The sequence below is a fragment of the Leminorella grimontii genome, assembly GCF_039789245.1.
GTDB classification, from domain to species: Bacteria; Pseudomonadota; Gammaproteobacteria; order Enterobacterales; family Enterobacteriaceae; genus Leminorella; species Leminorella grimontii.
In genome coordinates this window covers 685,726-707,043 of sequence record NZ_CP146357.1, presented here as the reverse complement: position 1 = coordinate 707,043, position 21,318 = coordinate 685,726, and the positions used below count along the sequence as shown (strand labels likewise).

The following is a 21,318-nucleotide window of genomic DNA, read 5'->3' as shown; positions in this document are numbered from 1 at the left end:
TGTCGGTACAGGAGACATCGAATGAAACCCATAGCAGTAACCCTACTCACCGGCTTTCTCGGCGCAGGAAAAACCACTCTGCTGCGCCATATTCTCAACGAGCGGCACGGCTATAAGATCGCCGTGATTGAAAACGAATTCGGCGACGCTCCCGTTGACGCCGAAATCATCGGCGACCGCGCCACCCAGATTAAAACGCTGACCAACGGCTGCATTTGCTGCACCCGCTCAAAAGAGCTAGAAGACGCACTGCTGGACCTGCTCGACGGGCTGGACAAAGGCTCCGTCGCCTTCGACAGGCTGATCATCGAATGCACCGGCATGGCGGATCCCGGCCCGATTATTCAGGCGTTTTTCTCCCACGAGGTCATCTGCCAGCGCTACCTGCTCGACGGCGTTATCGCGCTGGTCGACGCCGTACACGCCTGGCAGCAGATGGACCAGTTCACCATCGCCCAGTCGCAAATAGGCTATGCCGACAGGCTTCTGCTAACGAAAACCGACGTCGCCAAAGACAACGACGAGCTTATCGAGCGCCTGCAGCGCATCAACGCCCGCGCGCCAATCTATAAGGTTATTCACGGCGATATCGACCTGGCGCAGCTGTTTAACACCAACGGCTTTATGCTGGAAGAAAACGTGCTGCCGCAAAAGCCGCGCTTCCACTTTATTCCCGATAAGCAAAATGACGTTTCGTCCATCGTCGTCCACCTCGACTACCCGGTGGCGCTAGACGAAGTTTCAAAAGTGATGGAAAACCTGCTGTTGGGCTTTGCCGACAGGCTGCTGCGCTACAAGGGCATACTGTGGATCGAGGGGCAACCCAAACGCCTGTTGTTTCAGGGCGTTCAGCGCCTTTACAGCGCCGACTGGGACAGAGAGTGGGAAACGCAGGAAGCGCGCCAAAGCACGCTGGTGTTTATCGGCGTTCAGCTGCCGGAAAGGGCGATTCGGGAGACGTTTGCAGGGTTGAGGAGGGAGGTATAAAACTATGGGAAGGGGGTGTTTGGTACAGCCCCAATCAGGAACCGATGCTGAAAATCGGGCATTCACTTGTAACTTTCGGGTAATTGATATTGTCTTCTTTATTTTTTACTTATAGCCTTATGTTTCTACTATGATTATTATTCGTGTTCAGCGAAGCTCAAGGAGGACAGATGTTGAGAAAAATTATTATCAAAATGCTTATGATTTTTGCTTTTGTATCGCCAATAGCTCATGCTCAGTGGATAACGAATGTTGATGATGATTTATTTTCTGGCGGGAAGAAAGCAATGATGTATGGTGAACTTAATTCATTATACAGTGCGATTATTTTTGATTGCACAAAAGAAAAACTGAGTGTTGCATATATTGAAGAAGATAAATCGTCCGATGCAGTGCCTAGTATATCTATGGACTTAATTATAAAAATTGATGGGTTTGATGCAAAAAAATTACACGCCATACTTTCGAGGAGAAATGCACAAAAACTACAAATTGCATCTGATGAATCAGAAACAATAAAAGAACTACTGAAACAACTAAAAAGTGCTAAGTCGAAAATTCTTGTTGGTATACAAACTAACGACGGAGAAAACCAAACTTCATTTTCTGGAAATGTCTCTGGATCAACAGCCGCTGTAACCCGTTTTGTATCGGCTTGTGAAATAAAAATTTAATTTTCTTGTCGGAATAATGGGAAATTATTCCTATTATTCCACCATTTGAAGAGTTGGCATTAAATTGGTTGATATTCACTTGTGCGCCTTCCACTTCTACCACTATATACATAGGCAATACAACCAGACCGTTGACCAGCGGTGAAAAATTTCCCCTTCACTTATTCGCTGGGTTATAGTCGCTAGAAATACCCCCACATCCGTGGAGAAGACATACATCCCCACACCCATTAATATTATTCACAAAAACTCCCCCACAGCCCCTCCACCGCTAAAGACATCTTATTTACTGGCCGATACAGGTGAATCTCAACCGGGATCCACAGCCCGCTTTCCTGCCCGGCGGCGGCGACAATTTTGCCGCTTTGGGCGTCCGGCTCGGCCAGCGTTTGCGGCAGCCAGGCGACACCGTCTCCGGCTCTGACCATGGCGAGCAGCGTGGCGGCTAAATCCGAAGTGAAGGCGACGTCCATGCTTTTTCGCAGGCGGCTAACCGCCGGGCTGTTGGCGATAATGCGCCCCAACCCCGACGCATTGCTGAACGACAGGTAGGGAAACCTGGTTTTGCCGTCGAGCGGCCAAACGGGCTCGATTGAGCCGGGCCGTGCGGCGCTGTAGGGGATAAGCACGTCCTGCCCCATGCGTACGCTGGTAAAGCGTTCGGGATCGAGTTCGCTGTGCATGTGGGCGTGGCGATGGCAAAGCAGGAATTGCGCCTCTCCCTGCATCAGCATTCTTTCGCACGCCCGCATGGTGTCCGACAGCAGGCGGAAGGCGCCGAACCTGGCGATGTGTTCATTGCGCCTCATAAGCTCAGGGAAGAAGGAGAATGACAGCGCATGAGTGGCGCAAAAGACAACGCTGGACTGCCCTTTTCCTGCGGCGTCCCGCGCTTCGTCTCTCAGGGCGAACAGCGTTCTTAGCAAGTCCGGCGCCTGCTTACAAAACAGCTGGCCTGCGTCCGTCAGCTGAACGCCCCGGCGATTTCTGGCAAACAGCGGCGTTCCCACCCACTCCTCCAGCGACTGAATGCGTCGACTAAACGCGGGCTGCGTCACATAACGCAGCGCCGCCGCCTTGGAGAAGTTGAGCGTGTCCGCGAGCGCAACGCAGTCCTCAAGCCACGTCAGTTCGAAACGATGCATATCTTGCATTACAGCAATCCGCATTGGCATTAGATGAACAAACTTTAAACGCATAGAGTGGGGGTTAGCAAGGCTCTATAAAACTTTTCAACGCTGTCGTTACCAAAGAAAACGGCATAACAGGAGATAACCATGCGCATCGTTGACGTACTCGAAATTACTAAACCCATCGCCTCACCCATCAGAAACGCCTATATCGACTTTAGCAAGATGACCACCAGCCTGGTGGCCGTCGTGACCGACGTAGTGGTCGACGGTAAGCGCGTCGTGGGCTACGGCTTCAACTCCAACGGCCGCTACGGCCAGGGCGGGCTTATCCGCGAGCGCTTTCGCGACCGCATTCTCCAGGCAGATCCTGAACGCCTGCAAAACGATCGCGGCGACAACCTCGATCCCCACCGCATCTGGGACGTCATGATGTCTAACGAAAAGCCCGGAGGCCACGGCGAGCGCTCGGTGGCCGTCGGCACGCTGGACATGGCGGTTTGGGACGCGGTGGCGAAAATCGCAGGCAAGCCGCTGTTTCGCCTGCTGGCCGACATGAAGGGCATTGAGGCCAACCCGCGCGTTTTCGTCTATGCGGCGGGCGGCTATTACTACCCCGGCAAGGACCTCGGCGCGCTGCGTAAAGAGATGCGCAGCTATCTGGATCGCGGCTATAACGTGGTAAAAATGAAGATTGGCGGCGCGACGCTTGAGGAAGACCAGCGGCGCATCGAAGCGGTGCTGGACGAAATTGGCGGCGAAGCCCGGCTAGCAGTGGATGCCAACGGTCGCTTTAATCTGGAAACCGCCATCGCCTACGCCAAAATGCTGCGTGAATACCCGCTGTTTTGGTACGAGGAAGTCGGCGATCCGCTGGACTACGCCCTGCAGGCGTCGCTGTCCGAATTCTATCCGGGGCCGATGGCGACCGGGGAAAACCTGTTCTCCCATCAGGACGCCCGCAACCTGCTGCGCTACGGCGGCATGCGACCGGACCGCGACTATCTTCAGTTTGACTGCGCGCTCTCCTACGGCCTGGTGGAATACCTGCGCACGCTGGACGTTCTTGAACAGTTCGGCTGGTCGCCGTCGCGCTGTATTCCCCACGGCGGGCATCAGATGTCGCTGAACATCGCGGCGGGCTTGGGGCTAGGCGGCAACGAAAGCTATCCGGACCTGTTCCAGCCCTACGGCGGCTTCCCCGATTCGGTGAAGGTTGAGGACGGGCACATCGTCATGCCGGAGCTGCCCGGCATCGGTTTTGAGGGCAAATCAGATCTGATTAAAGTGATGAGCGAGCTGGCGCAGTAGCGATGGGAAAGGCCCGCGCTAAGGCGCGGGCGAATACGTAGGCATTGCAAAACATGAGGATCAGCAGCTGTAATTATCCCTACAAACACTTCCACGAACGTGAAGAAGCTCTGCAGTTGTACCTTTTTTCCAATTTCCCGGTTTTATCAAATTCCTCAATAAGAGAAATATCGCCGCCGTTGGTATAAACAACCCGCTCTTCTCGCGTGCCGTTCTGGCGCCACGTCTCACGCGCTTTCCAGCTGTCGTTGACAAAAGTCGCCCTTTCCCTCAGTTTTCCATTGTCGTACCAGGTTTCCTCTTTAGCCTTCTGTCCGCCGTTATACGTTTTCCGGCTCTTCCGCTTGCCGTTGTCAAACCAGTTTTCACTGCTGAGCTGTCTGCCTTTGCTATCGTACGTTTCACGGTATGAGAGGCTCCCGTCCTTATTCCAATGCGTCATAGTTACTCTGACGCCGTTGGCACGGTAACGGGACTCGCTGTTCTGCTTGCCGTTTTCATACCACTTTTTGTGCGTCCCGATGCTTTGATAGCGTTCGTTATAAAAAGATTCCGATTCTTTCTGGCCGCTTTCATACCAGTTTTCTTCTGCTATTCGGTGGCCGTTTTTATAGGCCTCTCTCAGCTTGATTTTACCGTTAGGCCAATAGTGTTCTTGCCCTGCGGCCGAACCGTCGACATAGTTTTCCCGCGATTTAACCTTTCCGTCTGGATAATAGCTAACCTGCGGGCCATCCTTATTGCCCTTGTCGTTATAGTTATATCGCTTAAGAACTTCGCCATTTGGGCCGTAAACCACGCCATTTTTAGTGACGTCCTTGCCATCCTGAAACAGGCTCTTCTCCGCCAGAGTGCCGTTTTTATTGTAGGAGACGTACTCTCCGTCCAGCCTGCCGTTCAGGTAGTGGCTTACGCTGCTGATTTTCTCGGGCGAATCATAGTAGTGAACGACCTTTCCCTGCTCCTCACCCTGCCGGTCGAAAGCGCCTTCCCTATAGAGGTTGCCGCTGAGATAGCGCGCCTTATAGTCAAGAATAAACTTCCCCAGCAGAAAGTCCGGACTATCGACGTAGGCGTCCATTGCGATAACGTCCGGATTTTCGGCATAGCGGATTTCCGCTTTCCAGGCTCCTTTTTCCGGAACCTCCTTCAGCGGCACCTCTATAAAGTACTGCGCCAGACTTTTTTCGCTTGCCGACGTATATTGACCATTGCGGGTCATCGGTATCTCGTCACCGGCCCAGGCCCAGGTGTTAAGCCACAGCTTGCCCGTGTCGGTCTTATAGTCTTTGCCGCAGGCGCCTTCTGCACAGTCGACAATCTTAGTGACAAACACGCCATCGTCGACGCACTCGCCGTAGGTAAACTTATAAAACCGCTCCTGGCCGGTATTCTTACGAAGTTCCAACCACTTTTTGTCGAATTCGCCTTCGGTGATGCCTAAAGAGGCGGGGGACAGCATGGCGCGAGCGGGGCCGCATTTGGTTTTTACCGATAGATCCACAACGTTATAAACGTCAGGGCCGTTCCTTTCTGAATGACTGCGGATAGGGTAAAAATCTTTAATCTGAACTATCTGAACGTTGTGCGAATTTTCTATCACACCACAGGCAGACAGGAGCGGAATAAGACAAAGGCAAAAAAGAGAAAAAAACGTCTTCCCTAACTTATTCATTAGCTATCTCCATGATTTATTTCTTCTCAAAAGGCGAACCAATCATAAAGCAAAATGCCCGCGCGCTGTCTAAAAAGCGCTATCAAAGGTCTTTCTGAAGAGTCGACGACAAAACGTCCTGCACCAGCCAGTCGTGAAACAGCTTTACCTCCGGTCGCATTCTGGACTGCTGCGGCGTAACGATATAGTAAGACCACGACAGCGGCCAGTGGCGGTCGGGGTGAAGCTGCCGAAGCTGGCCTAACTCAATCGCCTGCTTGACCAGCGCCCTTCGCACGATGGCCACGCCGCGCCCGCTGAGCGCCGCCAGAATAACGGCCGACGTCGAGTTGATGTGCAGCCCGCGTTCTTTCGCCTTTGGCGCGCCGATTGACGCCAGCACGTCGTCCCATGAGGGAAAATTCGCTCCCGGATGCGGCGTATCATCGTGGATGAGCTTTTGCGAAGACAACCACTCCGCGCAGCTCTCTTGCTCCGGCGGCAGAAGCAGCGGGCTGCACACCAGCACCGCCTCTTCATCCATCAGCCAGGTTTTATCCAGGTTGGGCCAGTTCCCCTTACCGCAGCGGATCCCCAGATCGGCCTCTCCGTGAGAGACGTCCATCAGCCTTTCGGTGACGTTCAGGCGCAGATCGATATTTTCATAAGCTTCGGCAAAGCGGTTAAGGCGCTCCATGAGCCAGTTCATGACAAGAACCTGAGACGCCGTCAGCACGACGACGGAGCGCGCTCTTCGTCCACGAAGCTTGTTCAATCCGGCCTCCAGATCGTCCAGCCCCTGAGTGATGTCCTCAAGCGCATCCCGAGCGTCGCTAACCAACGTCAGGCGCGCCCTGCCCGAGCGGCTGCGCTGAAAAAGAGGATGCCCTACCCAGTCCTCCAGCGCCCTGACCAGCTGCCCTACGGCCGCGGGCGTGACGTCCAGTTCTCTGGCCGCGCCGGTAAAGCTGCCGTGGCGCGCCGTAGCCTCAAAGGCATGAAGCCATTTTAATCTGTTGAGCGATCGCACCCGTCACTGCCTCCTACTTTCCGCACGTTGCGTACAGTATACCCATCACGAGAAAGATTTTCTTTCTCGTATCGCTATTTCTTCTGAGTCGTCAACGCCCTCTCTGGATGACACTATGCGCCTATGCAATGGGGTTTCCGGGGAGACGGGCCTCATAAAATTCATTACGTTAAAGAGGTGGAAAAATGGGCGCTCTGTTTACAGGAAAAAAATTATTAGTCGTCGGCGGCTCCAGCGGCATGGGATTTGAAACTGCCAAAATGGTTCTCGACGGCGGCGGCAGCGTCGTGCTGGTCGGCAACCGCAAAGACAAGGCCGAAAGCGCCCGCCAGGCGCTGGCTGCTCACGGTCAGGTCTCCGTTATCGTTGCGGACCTGACGACGGCCCAAGGGATGAAAAGCGCGATGGATACCGTCAACGCAGAGCATAAAGACATCAGCCTGCTGGTTAACGCCGCCGGCGTGTTTTTCCCCAAAGCGTTTATCGAGCATGAAGAAGCCGACTACGATCTTTATATGAACCTCAACCGGGCCGCCTTCTTCATTACCCGAGACGTGGTGCGCAATATGACCGCTGCGGGAATCAAAGGCGCTATCGTCAATATCGGCTCGATGTGGGCGCAGCAGGCTATTGGCGCTACGCCCTCCTCCGCCTACTCCATGGCCAAGGCCGGCCTTCACGCGCTGACCAAAAATCTGGCCATTGAGCTGGGTTCAAAGGGTATTCGCGTTAATGCCGTTTCTCCTGCGGTCGTCCATACGCCTATCTATGAAGGGTTTATTCCAAAAGATGAAGTTAAAAATGTGATGAACAGCTTCGACGCTTTCCACCCGATTGGCCGCGTAGGCGCGCCGGCAGACGTCGCACAGGCAGTAGCTTTTTTACTTTCCGATAGGGCCAGCTGGGTCACCGGCGCAGTTTGGGACGTCGACGGCGGCGTAATGGCGGGCCGCAACGCGTAATTTAACGTTCCGCACGGGGAAAACTCCCCGTGCGGCAGGCAGGACAAGTCATCAATATCCAACGGCATCCTCTAGCGCAGCAGTTGCCATTGGAGGGAACGTAGCCACCGAGAAAAATAGCCCAATCAAGGGAAAATTCATCATTCTCAAACTAAGAAATGACCTTATAACTAAATTTTCAAAAGAAGCAAACCTTTACAAAAAATAGGCAATTCACCAATATTTCTTAATAACACCCCTCATTAAGACTCTGGTATCATTCAAACCATAAACACGATTAAGCGAATATTTAATATATATTGGCAACATAATTAACAAACCATATAAATAAACATTTACTTAGCAAACATCGCTTCGTTTAATCCTCAAGAAAACTCACATCCGCCCCCCAGAAATGGCCATTGTCGCTGGTAACGGTGGTGTAGAAAGCCCGCAACTCGCCGCGATTTATCCGAGGCTATTTAGTGGCTATTGGAAGCAATAGGATCTCAGAACATGGATATTCTGCTTTTTTTTAACACTCTTTCTTTTCTAAAGTTAACCAAATGAAAAAGTATATTTCAGGAGTGATTTGGTCACAGATCCTGCTACAGGCTTTTTTGCCTATTTCTGGCTGTACCCGTATGGAAAACGGTGCTTTCGCCTCATCCACCGCCAGTAACGTTCAGCATTCTGAAAAACGCAGCGAACAAAACGTAGCGCCGCAGTCATCGCTTGCCGCTGCTCGCCAAAGCGCTAACGATGCCGCAATGCTCCCTTACGCAGCTGAAATGGGCCAGGCGGCTCGCATGCTGGCATCCGGTAACGCCTCTGATTCGGCCCGATCTCTTGCGGTCGGCGCCGCATCGGGAGAACTACAGCAGTGGTTTAGCCAGTTCGGCACGGCCCGCATCCAGCTGAATATGGACAGGCACGGCAGTTGGAGCAGCAGCAGCGCGGATCTGCTGGCCCCCATTTACGACAACAAGAAGTCCCTGTTATTTGTGCAGGGCGGCATGCGCAACCCGTCCGATCGCCTGACGGGAAACCTGGGATTCGGCGTTCGCACTTTCTGGCAAAACGGCTGGATGTACGGCGGCAACGTCTTTATGGACAAGGACTTTACCGGCGGCAACCGCCGGGTTGGCATGGGGGCGGAAGCGTGGCGCGACTACCTGCGCCTGTCTACCAATATTTATCTGGGAACTACGGATTGGCATAAGTCGCGCGACTTTGACGGTACCTGGCAGGAGAAGCCCGCCGACGGATACGACGTTCGGGCGGAAGGATGGCTCCCCGCCTACCCGCAGCTGGGCGCCAAGCTGAGCTGGGAGCAGTATTACGGCAATCAGGTCGCGCTCTTTAACAAAGACAATCTTCAGCGCAATCCCTACGCCGTCACCGCGGGATTGGAATACACGCCAATACCGCTGATTTCGCTGGGCGTTAACCAGAAGCAGGGAAAAGGCGAGCACGATACTCAGCTTGCGCTGGGCGTCAGCTGGCGCTTTGGCAACAGCTGGAGCTGGCAAACTAATCCGGCAAACGTACAGACCACGCGTACGCTGGCGGGAAGCCGCTATGATCTGGTCGATCGCAATAATGAAATCGTGCTTCAGTATCGTAAAAGGCCGGAGCAGGGCGTAGCGCATCTGGCGCTTTCCGTGGTAACGGATAACAGCCCGGCCGACGACGCGACTCAAAACGTGCTTCAAGTACTGGCAACCAACCGCGATGGCCAGCCGGTGAGCAACGCGCCCATAAACTGGAGCGTCCCAACGGACAGCGGCGTAAATCTGACCACGCCTGTCGCTCAAACCGATAGTCGCGGGCTGGCTACCGTTACGCTGACCAGCTCAAAGGCGCAGACGGTTCCGGTTACGGCGCAAAGCGGCGGCGTCAGCGCATCACAGGACAGCCATTTCATCGCCGCGCCCGTAAGCCACATCGCGCTCTCGATTACGGAAGACAACGCCGTCGCCGACGGCAGCAGCACCAACGCGGCGGTAGCGACGCTAACTGACGGCAACAATCGCCCGGTCATCGGCCAGAAAGTAACGTGGAAAGCGCCTCAGGGCGTCACGGTTAAGGAAGATGAAAGCCTTTCTGACGGCAGCGGCAAGGTCACCGTGCATCTGACGTCCACGACGGCCGGCGATATCGCCATCAGCGCCACTGCCGGCAACCAAACCGCTAACGGCACGATGCACTTCACGGGAGACATCGCCAGCGCGAAAATCGCTAATCTGAAGGTAACCACGGACGGCAGCCCGGCAGATGGAACAACGGCCAACGTGGCGCAAGTGACCGTCACCGACATCAACGGCAACGCGCTGAGCGGCCAGGCCGTCACCTGGCGCAGCGACAAACCCACGGTCACCTTCGGCCCGTCGACCGTGACCGACAGCAGCGGGATAGCTACCGTAACGTATACCGATACGTTAGCGGAATCATTAACGCTTACGGCGACGCTGGCAAACGGCAATAGCGCGACGGCCTCCAGCCTGTTCGTGGCGGATCAAAACTCCGCTCGGCTAAAAGATTTTGTCGTCACCAGCGGCGCAACCGCTAACGGAAGCGATGCCAATACGGCCACCGTGACCGTCACCGACGCCAGCGGCAATCCTCTGGCAAACGCGACGGTCACCTTCAGCGTAACGGGTAGCGCAAGATTAAGCGCAACGAGCATAAGTACCAACGGCAGCGGCCAGGCACAAATAACCCTGACCGACACGCTGGCTGAGACCGTTCAAGTGACGGCCAAGCTCCCCTCCGGCAGCAGCATGACGAAAGACAGCAGCTTTATTGCCGACCTGAACAGCGCGACGCTGACCGTACAGTCCACCACCGGCACGCCGGCGGACGGCAGTTCTACCAGTACGGTTACCATCACGTTGAAAGACAACGCGGGCAGAGCGATAGCGGGAGAACCGATCACGCTTACCGTGACCGGCAGCGCTGCGCTGTCCGCCGCTTCCGGCACCACAAACGACAGCGGGCAGGTTGTCGTCACGCTGACGGATAGCGTTGTAGAAACGGTAACGGTCACCGCCGCCATCAGTAGCGGCAAGCAGGCGACGGAAGAAGTGGCGTTCCTTGCCTTTAGCGTGACCAACCTGACGGTGAATACGGACAACGTGAAAGCCAACGGCGTTAACAGCGCGACCATAACGGCCACGGTAACGACCAGCAGCGGACAATCCGTAAAGAACACGCCCGTTACGTTTAGCGTAACCGGCAGCGCAACGCTGAGTTCCGTAACCGCTACTACCGACAGTAACGGAACGGCGCAAGTTTCCGCCACCGACAGGATGGGGGAAACCGTCACCATTACGGCAAAAGCGCAGAAAAGCGACGTCGACATGGGGAAAACGGTAACGCTGACGTTCGTAGAAAGCCGCATTACTCATATTAACGTGAAGAATTCGACGCAGGCATATCCCCGCGTTTTCGAGCCGAACAGCGGATTCCCGGAAACGGGGTTCATCGGCGCTTCATTCATGCTAACGATCGATAGCGGAACAACGCCCGGCAGCGACTATATCTGGAGCAGCAGTCAGGGATGGGCAACCGTCAACGGCGACGGCGTTGTTACGCTTTCAGGGACGCCGACGTCGGGAACGAAAAACGTGACTATTACCGCCGTGCCGAAAATAGGTACGGGAACGCTCACCTGGTCATTCAGCCCGTCGCACTGGTTTACGTTCAGCGCCGGAACGATGACGCCAGCGGATGCCGACGGCTATTGCTCCAGTATAGGGCTGGTGGTGCCGTCAAAAGACCTGTTGGACTACACCGATTACGGAACAACCCGGGTCGGCAGCCTGTGGAGCGAATGGTCAGACAGCCTGCAGAGCAGCAATAGTTATCAGGCCGTCTGGGCATCAGAAACCGGGCGTTACTCGCGCTACTATATGTTCCTCTATAGCGGCCATATTTACGATAATGCGCCGGGCTATCGATTTGGCGCGGTCTGCCAGACCGATCTCTAAATCGAAAGCGCCAACGGCAAAGCCATGGTCGGGCGGTTACCAGAATCAGCAACCGGTAACCGCCTGATGGAGCCTTAGCCGCTCCTCGCTTTTATCTATAATATCGCCAGCGGCTCGTTATTATTTCCAAAAGGTAAACTGATTTTTAAACCCCGAAAACAGGCCAGAAAAAGTCCCTTCAACAAAGCCACCCAACGCATAGCCGGCTAAACGACCAACCGTTGAGCCCGATGCGCTGCCTGCGGAACTGAGAAGCTTAATACCTTCCCCTAACGCAGGAGAAAACTTGTTGGCGATGCCCTGAACCACGCTTAAGCCGACGCCGCCAAAAACGCTTCCCGCAACTTCACCTACGGAAGCAAAAGCGTCCTGAACGAAGCCGGCCCCGTTAACCTGTTCGATTTCAGCTGAGCTTAACTCTCTCACTTTTTTACCCTCAGTGTCGGTTAATTAATCACTATTTATTAAATAAGGAGTAAATCCAGTTGATAGGCGCAGCGACAATTGAACCAATCGCTCCGCCAATTTTATCACCGATAAATTTACCCGCTGAGCGAGACGGAAAATCAACGACGGCATATACCGCACTCCATATAGCGTCGGTAACAACTCCTCCGCCGTTGACGCACTCAATTTCTTTAGAGGAAAGCTCTCTCATTTTCTAGTCCTTAAGTTAAGGTATATTTTCAAAAAGAAATGAAGACTCATTTCCCATTTCAAAATATATAAAGATAAAAAATGATAAAGTTGTTTTTATAAAAATTAGACTTTTTATATCTCTATTTATTAATTAATAAGAGATAGCCTTAATCATCAAATCCATTGCTTACGCTCGTCTTTATTTAAAAGAAGTTTCTCCCTATTTTTTTAGATATTGAAGAAAAGAAATAAAGCATTTTTCGACTTATATGAAACCGAGGTTATTAAGAACCTATCCCAGTAGGTGATATAAGTATATGGCGAACCTATAACGAAAGGTCACGCAAGGCGCCGCAAAGCGGTGAACGCCGAGCGCGCCTACTTTAATGTATCCAGATGAAACGGGCGATCCTGCACAACGGTCTTCATCACTAGCGTAGAGCGAAGATGCTGAACGCCGGGCATGGCCGAGAGCTTCTGATCGTACAACTTTTGAAACGCATCAAGATCGCGCGTCACGACGTGCATCAAATAGTCGGGATCGCCAAACAGGCGCTGCGCAAGCACAATCTGGGGAATGCCTTCAACTGCCTCTTCAAAGGCGCTCACCGCTCGCCTGTCGCCCTCTTTCAGAGTCGCAAAAACGATAGCGACAAAATTGAACCCCATTTTCCCCGGATCCAGGTTAGCACGATAGCCGGTAATCACACCATCCTGCTCCAGCGCACGCAGGCGCCGATGGCAAGACGAAAGGCTTAAATTCACCCGCTCCGCCAATTCGGTTATCGAAAGGCGACCATCCGACTGCAGTTGTGCAAGAATTTTTCGATCAAAGCCGTCCATTTGGAAAATTCTCTCTCTTAGACACGGCTTGAAGCATAACATTGAAAACCTATTTCGGTGTAGTGACGATATTCTTTTCGTTCTAATAAACTCACTTTTCAAGAAAGAGAGCACATGAACCGGCGACTGCAAAACGAGAGGAGGCGATAACAGTGGAAGTAAGTTACATAGCAGGCTTTTGGATCGTTTCCTTCCTGCTGATCGTTACTCCGGGGGCCGACTGGGCTTACACTATCAGCGCGGGGATCCATGGACGAACGATTATCCCTGCTGTAATGGGGCTGATGTCCGGGCATTTGCTTGCCACAATTATCGTCGTCGCGGGCGTTGGCGTGCTGATCGCGGGCTACCCGTTGCTCCTGTCGGCGATTACGCTTCTGGGAGCGGCCTACCTGCTGTGGCTCGGAGTCAGCCTGCTACGCCATCCGGCAAGCGTATCCGCGGCGAAACAGCAGAGCGGCAGTTGGAACGTATGGGCAGTTAAAGGTTTATGTATTAGCGGTCTGAACCCTAAAGTGTTCCTCCTGTTTCTTGCCCTGCTGCCACAGTTTACCGATCCAAACGGGAAATGGCCCGTTGCGATACAAATGGCCGCTCTCGGATTAATGCATCTGATAACCTGTACACTGGTCTATTTATGCGTTGGCTACGGTTCCAGAGCGGTATTATCTACGCGCCCTCAGGCCGCCCGGATAGTCAGCATGACGTCGGGGGGAATGATGATATTCATTTCAACGCTACTGCTGTATGAACAAATAAAACCATAGACCAAAAACATAAGGCCCCTTGAGAAAGGAGATCGCAATATGGCGTCATCCTTCAAGTGGCCTTTGTTGCCCGCATTCCGTGTGAGATCACACTTTTCAGCTTTAACTATTCCCCCATAAGAAACGTGTGTTACCATGCGCCCCGTAAAACCCTTTCAACCCTCATCGAGGCTTTGATGCTGGAAAATGTAATCATCAGATAATCAGTTTGCCGACCTTTCAGGCCGGACTGGTTATCGCTGCGCTTAAACCTTACGCAAACGCCTGCGGGCGTTGGCACGTTTTTGCACATGATGATTAACAGGTTTTCCAGTATGAATTTATCCCGTCAGGAACAGCGTACCCTACACGTTCTCGCCAAAGGTGGACGCATCGTTCACGTTCGCGACGCTTCAGGCCGCGTCACATCCGTTGAGTGCTACAGCCGCGAGGGGCTCTTGCTCAGCGACTGCACGCTCGCCGTTTTTAAAAAACTCAAAACCAAGAAGCTTATTAAGTCCGTCAACGGCCAGCCGTATCGCATCAATACCACCGGGCTGAACAACGTTCGCGCCCAACCGGACAACCGCTAAGGAGCAGGTGATAAATATGACTATCAGTACCCCTTTTACCGACGGCTATGACAAAGCTTTTCTTCTGGACACAATGATGGGCCCGAACGCCATGCGCATTGCGGAAGAAATGGCAAACCGGCTCCCCATTACCTCAGGCATGCGCATTCTGGATCTGGGCTGTGGGAAGGGCATCTCTTCCATTATGCTGGCGGAAAAATACGACGTTACGGTATTCGCCGCCGACCTGTGGATCTCTCCGACGGAAAATGCGGAAAGATTCGCAGGCCTGGGGCTGGATACGAAAATTTTTCCCCTGCTGGTGGACGCCACCAAGGAGATCCCGTTTGCCCACGAGTACTTTGACATGATTGTTAGCGTGGATGCCTATCAGTACTTTGGCGGTAACGACGAGATGCTGGCAAAGCTGCTGCCCTTCGTGAAGAAAGGCGGCCTGATATCCGTCGCCGTGCCGGGGTTTATTGGAGACTACTCGGAGGGCAATCTGCCTGAAGTGGTTAAACCCTTCTGGACGCCGGACTGGTATTTCTACTCCTGCGACTGGTGGAGAACGCTGTGGGAAAAAGAGACCGACATCGAGCTTATCGAACTTCATGAAATGGATTCATGTCAGCAGTCGTGGGATGAGTTTATGGAGTGCGAAATGGCGCAGGAAATGATGGTGCCCATTATGGAGGCCGGGGCCGGTGACTATTTCAATATAATCCAGCTTGTAGGGCGGAAAGTTTAACGACGGCCCGCATTTCACCGTCTCCCCGCCCTTGAGGGCGGGGAGATTCTCTCGCGAATAGCTCACCCAATAAGTACGAATCTATCTGTATTTCGTTATTAAACGAAGAGTCAGTCAAGTACGCTGCACTTAAATTCCTACACACATATAACACGCACATATAAAAGGAAATTCTATGAAGCTATGGCCTATTATCACCGGAGCCACTATCACTCATCTACAACCCCCCAACGTCGCCTAATGATCGAGCCGGCAAAGTGGCGGTTAAAAAAATGATCCTATTACTTGGTTATAACACCCACACTGGACGCCCTGATAAAAAAAGTATCTTTCCTTTTAAAATTAGCTTTCGCGATCAGGCCTTTCTGGAAAATAATTTTTTCATTATTGTGAAATTTATCCTTATTCCACCAGGTTATGTCCGTGCATCCCGGTTTCTGACAAGACGAATCATTCTTAATATAAATGTCGGCCTGCGCGGAATTGATAGAATTATCTTTTATTTTCCTATAGTTAAATGTTATAGAGATGCTCTCTAATGTATAATCATTATAAACAGGTATCTTTATAATCGTTTCGCCGTTAGTGAGCGTTACGGGAAATGCATAAATTGCTGTATTTCCTCCATTCACAAATTTTTGCGTTAGCCTTAATGAATCTATTTGTAATTCTTCTCCGGGCAAATTTTTATAACTTAAAGCGAGTCGCCCTTGGATCTCCGCATTGGCTACATCCTTCTGTTCTATTTCTTTGATTTCGTATCTTGATCTAAAAGCATAATTTGGTATGCCGTTCGTACACCCATAAAGACCGGAAACAACTATAGCCATGAGGAACGCAGTTCTTACTGTTTTTCCCTTTATCAACACGCTAAAACTCCTTATATTTTCAACATTAAGTAAATACATCCACGTTATGCAATTTCGCCAAAGTATTCTTGCGATTGCCACAGCTCTTTACGTACTGAAGACTTGGTTACCTCAGCGAAAAACGGTTCTACATCATAAACGATAATTTTGAGACAAGGCGGCTTGATGAAATTGAGTTCCCATACAGGATCTTCAGTATGTCCTTCGACTATTCATCCAATTGCGTGCCATGGAATAATGGGTTAGGAATCAATACCAAACCCGCCATACGTTCGCGACTATGCACATTAACGCAGCCTAAACCCGTTTTGGCTTTCGTCTCAAACGGGCCATAGTGCCCGAAATGCTTTTCAAACACTATGGCCGCTATCTGAAAGAGTAAGACGGCCAGACTCAGAAAAAGTTAACTATTTTATAGTTGCTAAAAAAATGGCACGCGACCTTTTTGATAATGTCACGTGCCGAAAAACGTGTCATTTAGCGTATGTTATGGTGCATGCACGGTGTTTTTTTTAGTTATTTTTTAACCAGTAAGTTACATAATCATTTTATTTTATTGAATATTTTATGGAGCGGGTGAAGGGAATCGAACCCTCGTATAGAGCTTGGGAAGCTCTCGTTCTACCATTGAACTACACCCGCAGCAGGTAGGCTTACTGAAGCGGGAAAATTATAATCCTCTCATTCAAGAGGAGTAAAGCCAGAAATGCGCCCGCGGCGCATTATTTTTATCAACAGGGCTCACCTCGCATCGGCCTCTTTCGCCGACTTCAATTCGCCGCTTAAATATGACTTTTACGTGATAAAGATCACATATAATGTCCGTATATAAAAAAACGCTCACTTCTCTATAAAAAAACCAAAAATAAAAACCATAAAAAAATAAAGAAATTTAAATTCTATAAGCTATTATTTTCCACCATTAATAATATAAAATAGATAAATAACATGAATTCATCTATCTCATTGAAATATTAGATTCTTGCTCGTTGGCAAAAATCTATTTCCCAGTTATGCAATTCCATTTATGCAAAAATGATTTTCCATAGCTGGAAAATAAAAACGATTCAGCATTATCAAAAATACAATCAACCAATTGATATTTAACATTTATTTTAATTGTTAACAAAACCCTTTCTGTAGCTTTATTGCAGTAATGGTTGTTTACTGATGGAAGAACGCTGATTAATATCCGCATCCACAGGGAGTCACCTTTTTCCCTGAAAAATATTTAACACAGGTCAAAAGACTATTTATCTTTCTGACGAAGAAAGAACAAATAAAGCCAAGCGGAAAGAAATATCCCTCTATTTCTCATCTTCTCGTCAGAAAAAATTTAAAACCTTACCCTATTTTGTTTGAGGAGAAACGTATCGATGGAGTTCATCATTGTTCTCGGCGCACTGTGCTTTTTGATGTTTGCCGCCTACCGCGGTTATAGCGTCATCCTGTTTGCACCCATTGCCGCCCTCGCCGCCGTTTTACTGACCCAGCCCGCCGCTGTAGCGCCGGTATTCTCTGGCCTGTTCATGGATAAGATGGTCGGCTTTATCAAGCTTTACTTCCCCGTATTCCTGCTCGGTGCCGTTTTCGGTAAAGTCATCGAGCTGTCGGGCTTCTCCAAGTCCATCGTTGCCGCGGTTATTAAGTGGGTTGGACGTGAACGCGCCATCATGGTTATCGTTATCGTCTGCGCTCTGCTGACCTACGGCGGCGTATCACTGTTTGTGGTCGTATTCGCCGTTTACCCGTTTGCCGCAGAAATGTTCCGTCAGGGAAATCTGCCCAAGCGCCTGATCCCCGGCGCGGTAGCCCTCGGCGCGTTCTCATTCACCATGGACGCCCTGCCCGGTACGCCTCAGATCCAAAACATTATCCCGACCACGTTCTTCGGTACCACTACGCTGGCCGCGCCTATTCTGGGCTGCCTCGGTGCGGTGTTCGTTTTCTGCGTCGGCATGTTCTACCTCAACTGGCGTCTGCGCTCAGCTATCCGTAAAGGCGAAGGCTACGGCACCAACCTGCTGAACGAACCCGCTCCGGTCGACACCAGCGATCTGCCGTCTCCGTGGCTGGCCATCACGCCGCTTATTCTTATCGGCGTAGCCAACATGGCGTTCACCAAGCTTATCCCGATGTGGTACGGCGCTCAGCACGTTGTCGATCTGCCCGGACTGAAAGAGCCGCTGGTAACAAAAGTGCCTTCCGTCGTCGGCATCTGGGCCGTTGAGGCCGCGCTGATCCTGGGCATCATTTTTGTACTGATCACCGCGTTTAAAGTCGTTAAGAAAAACTTTGCTGAAGGCACCAAGACCGCTATCGGCGGCGCCATGCTGGCGTCAGTCAACACCGCGTCTGAATACGGCTTCGGCGCCGTTATCGCCGCGCTGCCTGGCTTTATGCTAATCCGCGACGCGCTGACCAGCATCCCGAACCCGCTGGTCAACGCCGCAATTACCGTTACCTCACTGGCCGGCGTCACCGGCTCCGCTTCCGGCGGTATGAGCATCGCGCTTGCCGCAATGGGCGATCAGCTGCTGGCGGCCACTCACGCCGCGGGCATCAGCCCTGAAGTGCTGCACCGCGTAGTCGCCATGGCGTCCGGCGGTATGGACACCCTGCCGCACAACGGCGCGGTTATCACGCTGCTGGCCGTTACCGGTTTGACCCACAAAGAATCTTATAAAGACATCTTTGCCGTTACCTGCATCAAGACGATGGCAGTGTTCTTCATCATCGCCGTCTACTACATGACCGGACTGGTTTGATTTTCAGGACATAAGGCTAAAAGGATAACGATATGGCAGTTCAATTTGTTTCACTTGACGAGTTCTCCCGCTCCATTCAGGACGGTGACCGGCTGGTGCTCGGCGGCTTCATCGGCGCCGTGGTGCCGGAAGCATTGGAAAAGGCGATCGGTTCCCGCTTTAGAAGCGAAGGCCACCCACGCAATCTTTCCCTCTACTTTGCTGCCGGCCAAGGCGACTCTGCTGAAAGAGCGGTTAACAACCTGGCTGAAGAAGGTTTAGTCTCGTTCGCCATCGGCGGCCACTGGGGGCTGATCCCCAGGCTGCAAAAGCTGGCCAACGAAGGGAAAATTACCGGTTATAACCTGCCGCAGGGCGTTATCGCACACCTGATGCGCGATACCGCCGCCGGCAAGCCCGGAACGCTTAGCCACGTGGGCTTGGGCACCTTTGTCGATCCGCGCATTGAAGGCGGGAAAATCAACAAGGAAACCAAAGAAGACTGGGTTGAAGTTATCACTATCCACGGCAAAGAGTATCTGTTCTATAAGCGCCTGGACGCCAACGTTGCTCTGCTTCGCGGCACGACCGCCGATGAAAACGGCAACATCTCTATGGAAGACGAATGCCTGTTCGTAGAGAACCTGGCGGCCGCTCAAATGGTGAAAAACAACGGCGGGCGCGTCATCGTTCAAGTCAAGCGCAAAGTTAAAGCCGGCACGCTGGAACCGCAAAGCGTACGCATTCCTGGCATTTTGGTAGACATGGTGGTCGTCGTAGAAAACGAAGCCGACCACATGCAGACCTTTGCCGAACAGCAAAATGACGCCTACTGCCGCCTGACGCCGAAGGTCGAAAAAGAAGTTCAGCCTATCAAGCTGGACGCTAAAAAGGTGGTTGCACGCCGCGCTGCGCAAGAGCTTAAGCGCGGGGCCGTCCTCAACTTAGGTATAGGCCTGCCGGAATACATTTCTGCCGTGGTGGCGGAAGAAGGCCTTGCCTCCGAGCTGAACCTGACGGTAGAGCCTGGCGCCATCGGCGGAACGCCGGCTGGAGGCCTTAGCTTCGGCGCATCGGCCAATCCGGAAGCCATCGTCACTCAGGACCAGCAGTTTGACTTCTACGACGGCGGCGGCATCGATCAGGCGTTCTTAGGCTTGGCCGAATGTGACAAAACCGGCGACCTCAACGTCTCCCGCTTTGGCACTAAAATCCCCGGCTGCGGCGGCTTTATCAATATTACTCAGAACGCCAAAGAGGTGTTCTTCTGCGGAACCTTCACCGCCGGCAAGTTCGATATTCAGGTTGCCGACGGCAAGCTTTCTATCAACAAAGACGGTGAAATCAACAAGTTTATCGACAAGGTTCAGCAGATCACCTTCTCTGCCAAAACGGCGAACGAAAACAAGAAGCCCGTGCTGTACATCACCGAGCGCGCAGTATTCCGCCTTATCCCTCAGGGGCTGGAGCTGATTGAAATCGCGCCAGGCGTTTCGCTTGAGAACGACGTTCTGGCGAAAATGGATTTCGTACCCGTCATTAGTCCGAACCTTAAAGTGATGGACGAAGCGCTGTTCCATGACCGTCCTATCGGACTGCAGCTGAAATAAACCAAAAATCGCCGCTTTTGCCTATCGTGAAAGCGGCGCTAACCGACTTACTTTTTATTTTTAACAGGAGAAGTGCGATGTTAAACAAAATTTGTGTGGTTACCGGCGCTGGCCGCGGCATTGGTCTGGAAATCGTCAAGAAGTTCTCTGAAGCCGGCGCGGGCATGATTTTCGCCGTCGACATGAGCGAGCAGGATTTAAAAAATCTGGAAGGCCAATTCCCTAACGTGCGCCCGGCTAAGCTGAACGTCTGCGATCGCGCAGGCATCGCTGCCTTCGTTGAGCAGGTGAAAGCCGAGTTCGGCCGCATCGACGTGCTGGTCAACAACGCCGGCATCACCCGCGACAACATGATCGGCAAAATGACCGAAGAAGACTGGGACGCCGTTATCAACGTTAACCTGAAGGGCGTGTTCAACATGACTCAGGCGATCGTTGCGCTGATGACCGAAAACGGCAAAGGCTCCATCATCACCATGTCCTCTGTGGTCGGCACTGACGGCAACGTTGGCCAAAGCAACTATGCGGCAACCAAGGGCGGCGTTATCGCGATGACCAAAGGCTGGTCCAAAGAATTTGCTCGCAAAGGCGCGCAGATCCGCGCTAACTGCGTAGCGCCAGGCTTCACTGAAACCCCGATGACCAAAGATCTGCCGGAAAAAGTGCTGGAAGCCATCAACGCGAAAACGCCCCTGGGCCGTATGGCGACTGCGGAAGACATCGCCGAAGGCGTACTGTTCCTGGCGTCAGAAAAAGCCAAGTTCATCACTGGCCAAGTCCTGAAAATCGACGGCGGCCTGACGCTGTAATTCGTACACCGAG

At 52.2% G+C, this 21,318-nt stretch carries 18 protein-coding genes and 1 tRNA gene; 11 read left to right on the top strand and 8 right to left on the bottom strand.

Annotated elements, in window-relative coordinates; genetic code table 11:
• Positions 1-21: 21 nt before the first annotated feature.
• Positions 22-987 (top strand): GTPase, encoded by a 966-nt coding sequence (gene yjiA, locus V8L73_RS03400; protein ID WP_347254119.1) that lies wholly within the window; start codon positions 22-24, stop codon positions 985-987.
• 170 nt (positions 988-1,157) lie between these two features.
• Complete coding sequence (locus V8L73_RS03395; protein ID WP_347254118.1) at positions 1,158-1,661, top strand: hypothetical protein; 504 nt, start codon at positions 1,158-1,160, stop codon at positions 1,659-1,661.
• A 236-nt stretch (positions 1,662-1,897) separates the two neighbouring features.
• On the opposite strand, the gene V8L73_RS03390 is transcribed toward V8L73_RS03395, so the two are convergent.
• Positions 1,898-2,815 (bottom strand): LysR family transcriptional regulator, encoded by a 918-nt coding sequence (locus V8L73_RS03390; protein WP_347254117.1) that lies wholly within the window; start codon positions 2,813-2,815, stop codon positions 1,898-1,900.
• A gap of 123 nt (positions 2,816-2,938) precedes the next feature.
• On the opposite strand from V8L73_RS03390, the gene V8L73_RS03385 reads away from it, so the two are divergent.
• On the top strand, positions 2,939-4,102 hold the full coding sequence (locus V8L73_RS03385; RefSeq protein WP_347254116.1) for a mandelate racemase/muconate lactonizing enzyme family protein: 1,164 nt from the start codon (positions 2,939-2,941) through the stop codon (positions 4,100-4,102).
• Positions 4,103-4,181: 79 nt separating this feature from the next.
• Here V8L73_RS03385 and V8L73_RS03380 read toward each other — a convergent pair whose 3' ends face one another.
• On the bottom strand, positions 4,182-5,777 hold the full coding sequence (locus tag V8L73_RS03380) for a hypothetical protein (RefSeq protein WP_347254115.1): 1,596 nt from the start codon (positions 5,775-5,777) through the stop codon (positions 4,182-4,184).
• Positions 5,778-5,859: 82 nt separating this feature from the next.
• Positions 5,860-6,786: a LysR substrate-binding domain-containing protein gene (locus tag V8L73_RS03375; RefSeq protein WP_347254114.1), complete on the bottom strand. Its 927-nt coding sequence runs from the start codon at positions 6,784-6,786 to the stop codon at positions 5,860-5,862.
• 185 nt (positions 6,787-6,971) lie between these two features.
• On the opposite strand from V8L73_RS03375, the gene V8L73_RS03370 reads away from it, so the two are divergent.
• Together V8L73_RS03370 and V8L73_RS03365 are read left to right on the top strand one after the other, a co-directional pair.
• Positions 6,972-7,748: an SDR family oxidoreductase gene (locus V8L73_RS03370; RefSeq protein WP_347254113.1), complete on the top strand. Its 777-nt coding sequence runs from the start codon at positions 6,972-6,974 to the stop codon at positions 7,746-7,748.
• 545 nt (positions 7,749-8,293) lie between these two features.
• Complete coding sequence (locus V8L73_RS03365) at positions 8,294-11,719, top strand: Ig-like domain-containing protein (RefSeq protein WP_347254112.1); 3,426 nt, start codon at positions 8,294-8,296, stop codon at positions 11,717-11,719.
• A gap of 120 nt (positions 11,720-11,839) precedes the next feature.
• Here the strand turns inward: V8L73_RS03365 and V8L73_RS03360 are convergent, their stop codons facing one another.
• The 3 genes from V8L73_RS03360 to V8L73_RS03350 form a co-directional block, all read right to left on the bottom strand.
• Positions 11,840-12,145 carry a hypothetical protein gene (locus V8L73_RS03360; RefSeq protein ID WP_027275639.1) on the bottom strand — a complete coding sequence of 102 codons (306 nt, stop codon included), beginning with the start codon at positions 12,143-12,145 and terminating at the stop codon, positions 11,840-11,842.
• A 31-nt stretch (positions 12,146-12,176) separates the two neighbouring features.
• Positions 12,177-12,377 (bottom strand): hypothetical protein, encoded by a 201-nt coding sequence (locus V8L73_RS03355; protein WP_027275638.1) that lies wholly within the window; start codon positions 12,375-12,377, stop codon positions 12,177-12,179.
• Positions 12,378-12,736: 359 nt separating this feature from the next.
• Positions 12,737-13,201: an Lrp/AsnC family transcriptional regulator gene (locus V8L73_RS03350; RefSeq protein WP_027275637.1), complete on the bottom strand. Its 465-nt coding sequence runs from the start codon at positions 13,199-13,201 to the stop codon at positions 12,737-12,739.
• Positions 13,202-13,353: 152 nt separating this feature from the next.
• On the opposite strand from V8L73_RS03350, the gene V8L73_RS03345 reads away from it, so the two are divergent.
• From V8L73_RS03345 to V8L73_RS03335, 3 genes are all read left to right on the top strand, one after another.
• Entirely contained in the window at positions 13,354-13,968 is a 615-nt protein-coding gene (locus V8L73_RS03345) for a LysE family translocator (protein WP_261832695.1), read from the top strand.
• A 314-nt stretch (positions 13,969-14,282) separates the two neighbouring features.
• Positions 14,283-14,540, top strand: a complete 258-nt coding sequence (locus V8L73_RS03340) for a YjhX family toxin (RefSeq protein WP_027275635.1) — start codon at positions 14,283-14,285, stop codon at positions 14,538-14,540.
• Positions 14,541-14,556: 16 nt separating this feature from the next.
• The gene (locus V8L73_RS03335) at positions 14,557-15,270 is read left to right on the top strand and encodes an SAM-dependent methyltransferase (protein WP_347254111.1); all 714 of its coding nucleotides are present in this window, start codon (positions 14,557-14,559) and stop codon (positions 15,268-15,270) included.
• A 281-nt stretch (positions 15,271-15,551) separates the two neighbouring features.
• Here V8L73_RS03335 and V8L73_RS03330 read toward each other — a convergent pair whose 3' ends face one another.
• Together V8L73_RS03330 and V8L73_RS03325 are read right to left on the bottom strand one after the other, a co-directional pair.
• A complete protein-coding gene (locus V8L73_RS03330) occupies positions 15,552-16,139 on the bottom strand; it encodes a hypothetical protein (RefSeq protein ID WP_261832693.1) in 588 nt (195 codons plus the stop codon).
• Positions 16,140-16,707: 568 nt separating this feature from the next.
• A tRNA-Gly gene (locus tag V8L73_RS03325) sits at positions 16,708-16,781 on the bottom strand.
• A 734-nt stretch (positions 16,782-17,515) separates the two neighbouring features.
• On the opposite strand from V8L73_RS03325, the gene V8L73_RS03320 reads away from it, so the two are divergent.
• The 3 genes from V8L73_RS03320 (at position 17,516) to fabG (ending at position 21,305) form a co-directional block, all read left to right on the top strand.
• A complete protein-coding gene (locus tag V8L73_RS03320; protein WP_347254110.1) occupies positions 17,516-18,907 on the top strand; it encodes a GntP family permease in 1,392 nt (463 codons plus the stop codon).
• Positions 18,908-18,939: 32 nt separating this feature from the next.
• Positions 18,940-20,496, top strand: a complete 1,557-nt coding sequence (locus tag V8L73_RS03315; RefSeq protein ID WP_347254109.1) for an acyl CoA:acetate/3-ketoacid CoA transferase — start codon at positions 18,940-18,942, stop codon at positions 20,494-20,496.
• Positions 20,497-20,573: 77 nt separating this feature from the next.
• Positions 20,574-21,305 carry a 3-oxoacyl-ACP reductase FabG gene (gene fabG, locus V8L73_RS03310; protein ID WP_027275629.1) on the top strand — a complete coding sequence of 244 codons (732 nt, stop codon included), beginning with the start codon at positions 20,574-20,576 and terminating at the stop codon, positions 21,303-21,305.
• Positions 21,306-21,318: the final 13 nt, after the last annotated feature.

Coding starts and splice junctions, on each gene's coding strand:
- yjiA (WP_347254119.1), top strand. CDS start 22: ATGAAACCCATAGCAGTAACCCTACTCACCGGCTTTCTCGGCGCAGGA.
- V8L73_RS03395 (WP_347254118.1), top strand. CDS start 1,158: ATGTTGAGAAAAATTATTATCAAAATGCTTATGATTTTTGCTTTTGTA.
- V8L73_RS03390 (WP_347254117.1), bottom strand. CDS start 2,815: ATGCAAGATATGCATCGTTTCGAACTGACGTGGCTTGAGGACTGCGTT.
- V8L73_RS03385 (WP_347254116.1), top strand. CDS start 2,939: ATGCGCATCGTTGACGTACTCGAAATTACTAAACCCATCGCCTCACCC.
- V8L73_RS03380 (WP_347254115.1), bottom strand. CDS start 5,777: ATGAATAAGTTAGGGAAGACGTTTTTTTCTCTTTTTTGCCTTTGTCTT.
- V8L73_RS03370 (WP_347254113.1), top strand. CDS start 6,972: ATGGGCGCTCTGTTTACAGGAAAAAAATTATTAGTCGTCGGCGGCTCC.
- V8L73_RS03365 (WP_347254112.1), top strand. CDS start 8,294: ATGAAAAAGTATATTTCAGGAGTGATTTGGTCACAGATCCTGCTACAG.
- V8L73_RS03355 (WP_027275638.1), bottom strand. CDS start 12,377: ATGAGAGAGCTTTCCTCTAAAGAAATTGAGTGCGTCAACGGCGGAGGA.
- V8L73_RS03350 (WP_027275637.1), bottom strand. CDS start 13,201: ATGGACGGCTTTGATCGAAAAATTCTTGCACAACTGCAGTCGGATGGT.
- V8L73_RS03340 (WP_027275635.1), top strand. CDS start 14,283: ATGAATTTATCCCGTCAGGAACAGCGTACCCTACACGTTCTCGCCAAA.
- V8L73_RS03335 (WP_347254111.1), top strand. CDS start 14,557: ATGACTATCAGTACCCCTTTTACCGACGGCTATGACAAAGCTTTTCTT.
- V8L73_RS03320 (WP_347254110.1), top strand. CDS start 17,516: ATGGAGTTCATCATTGTTCTCGGCGCACTGTGCTTTTTGATGTTTGCC.
- V8L73_RS03315 (WP_347254109.1), top strand. CDS start 18,940: ATGGCAGTTCAATTTGTTTCACTTGACGAGTTCTCCCGCTCCATTCAG.
- fabG (WP_027275629.1), top strand. CDS start 20,574: ATGTTAAACAAAATTTGTGTGGTTACCGGCGCTGGCCGCGGCATTGGT.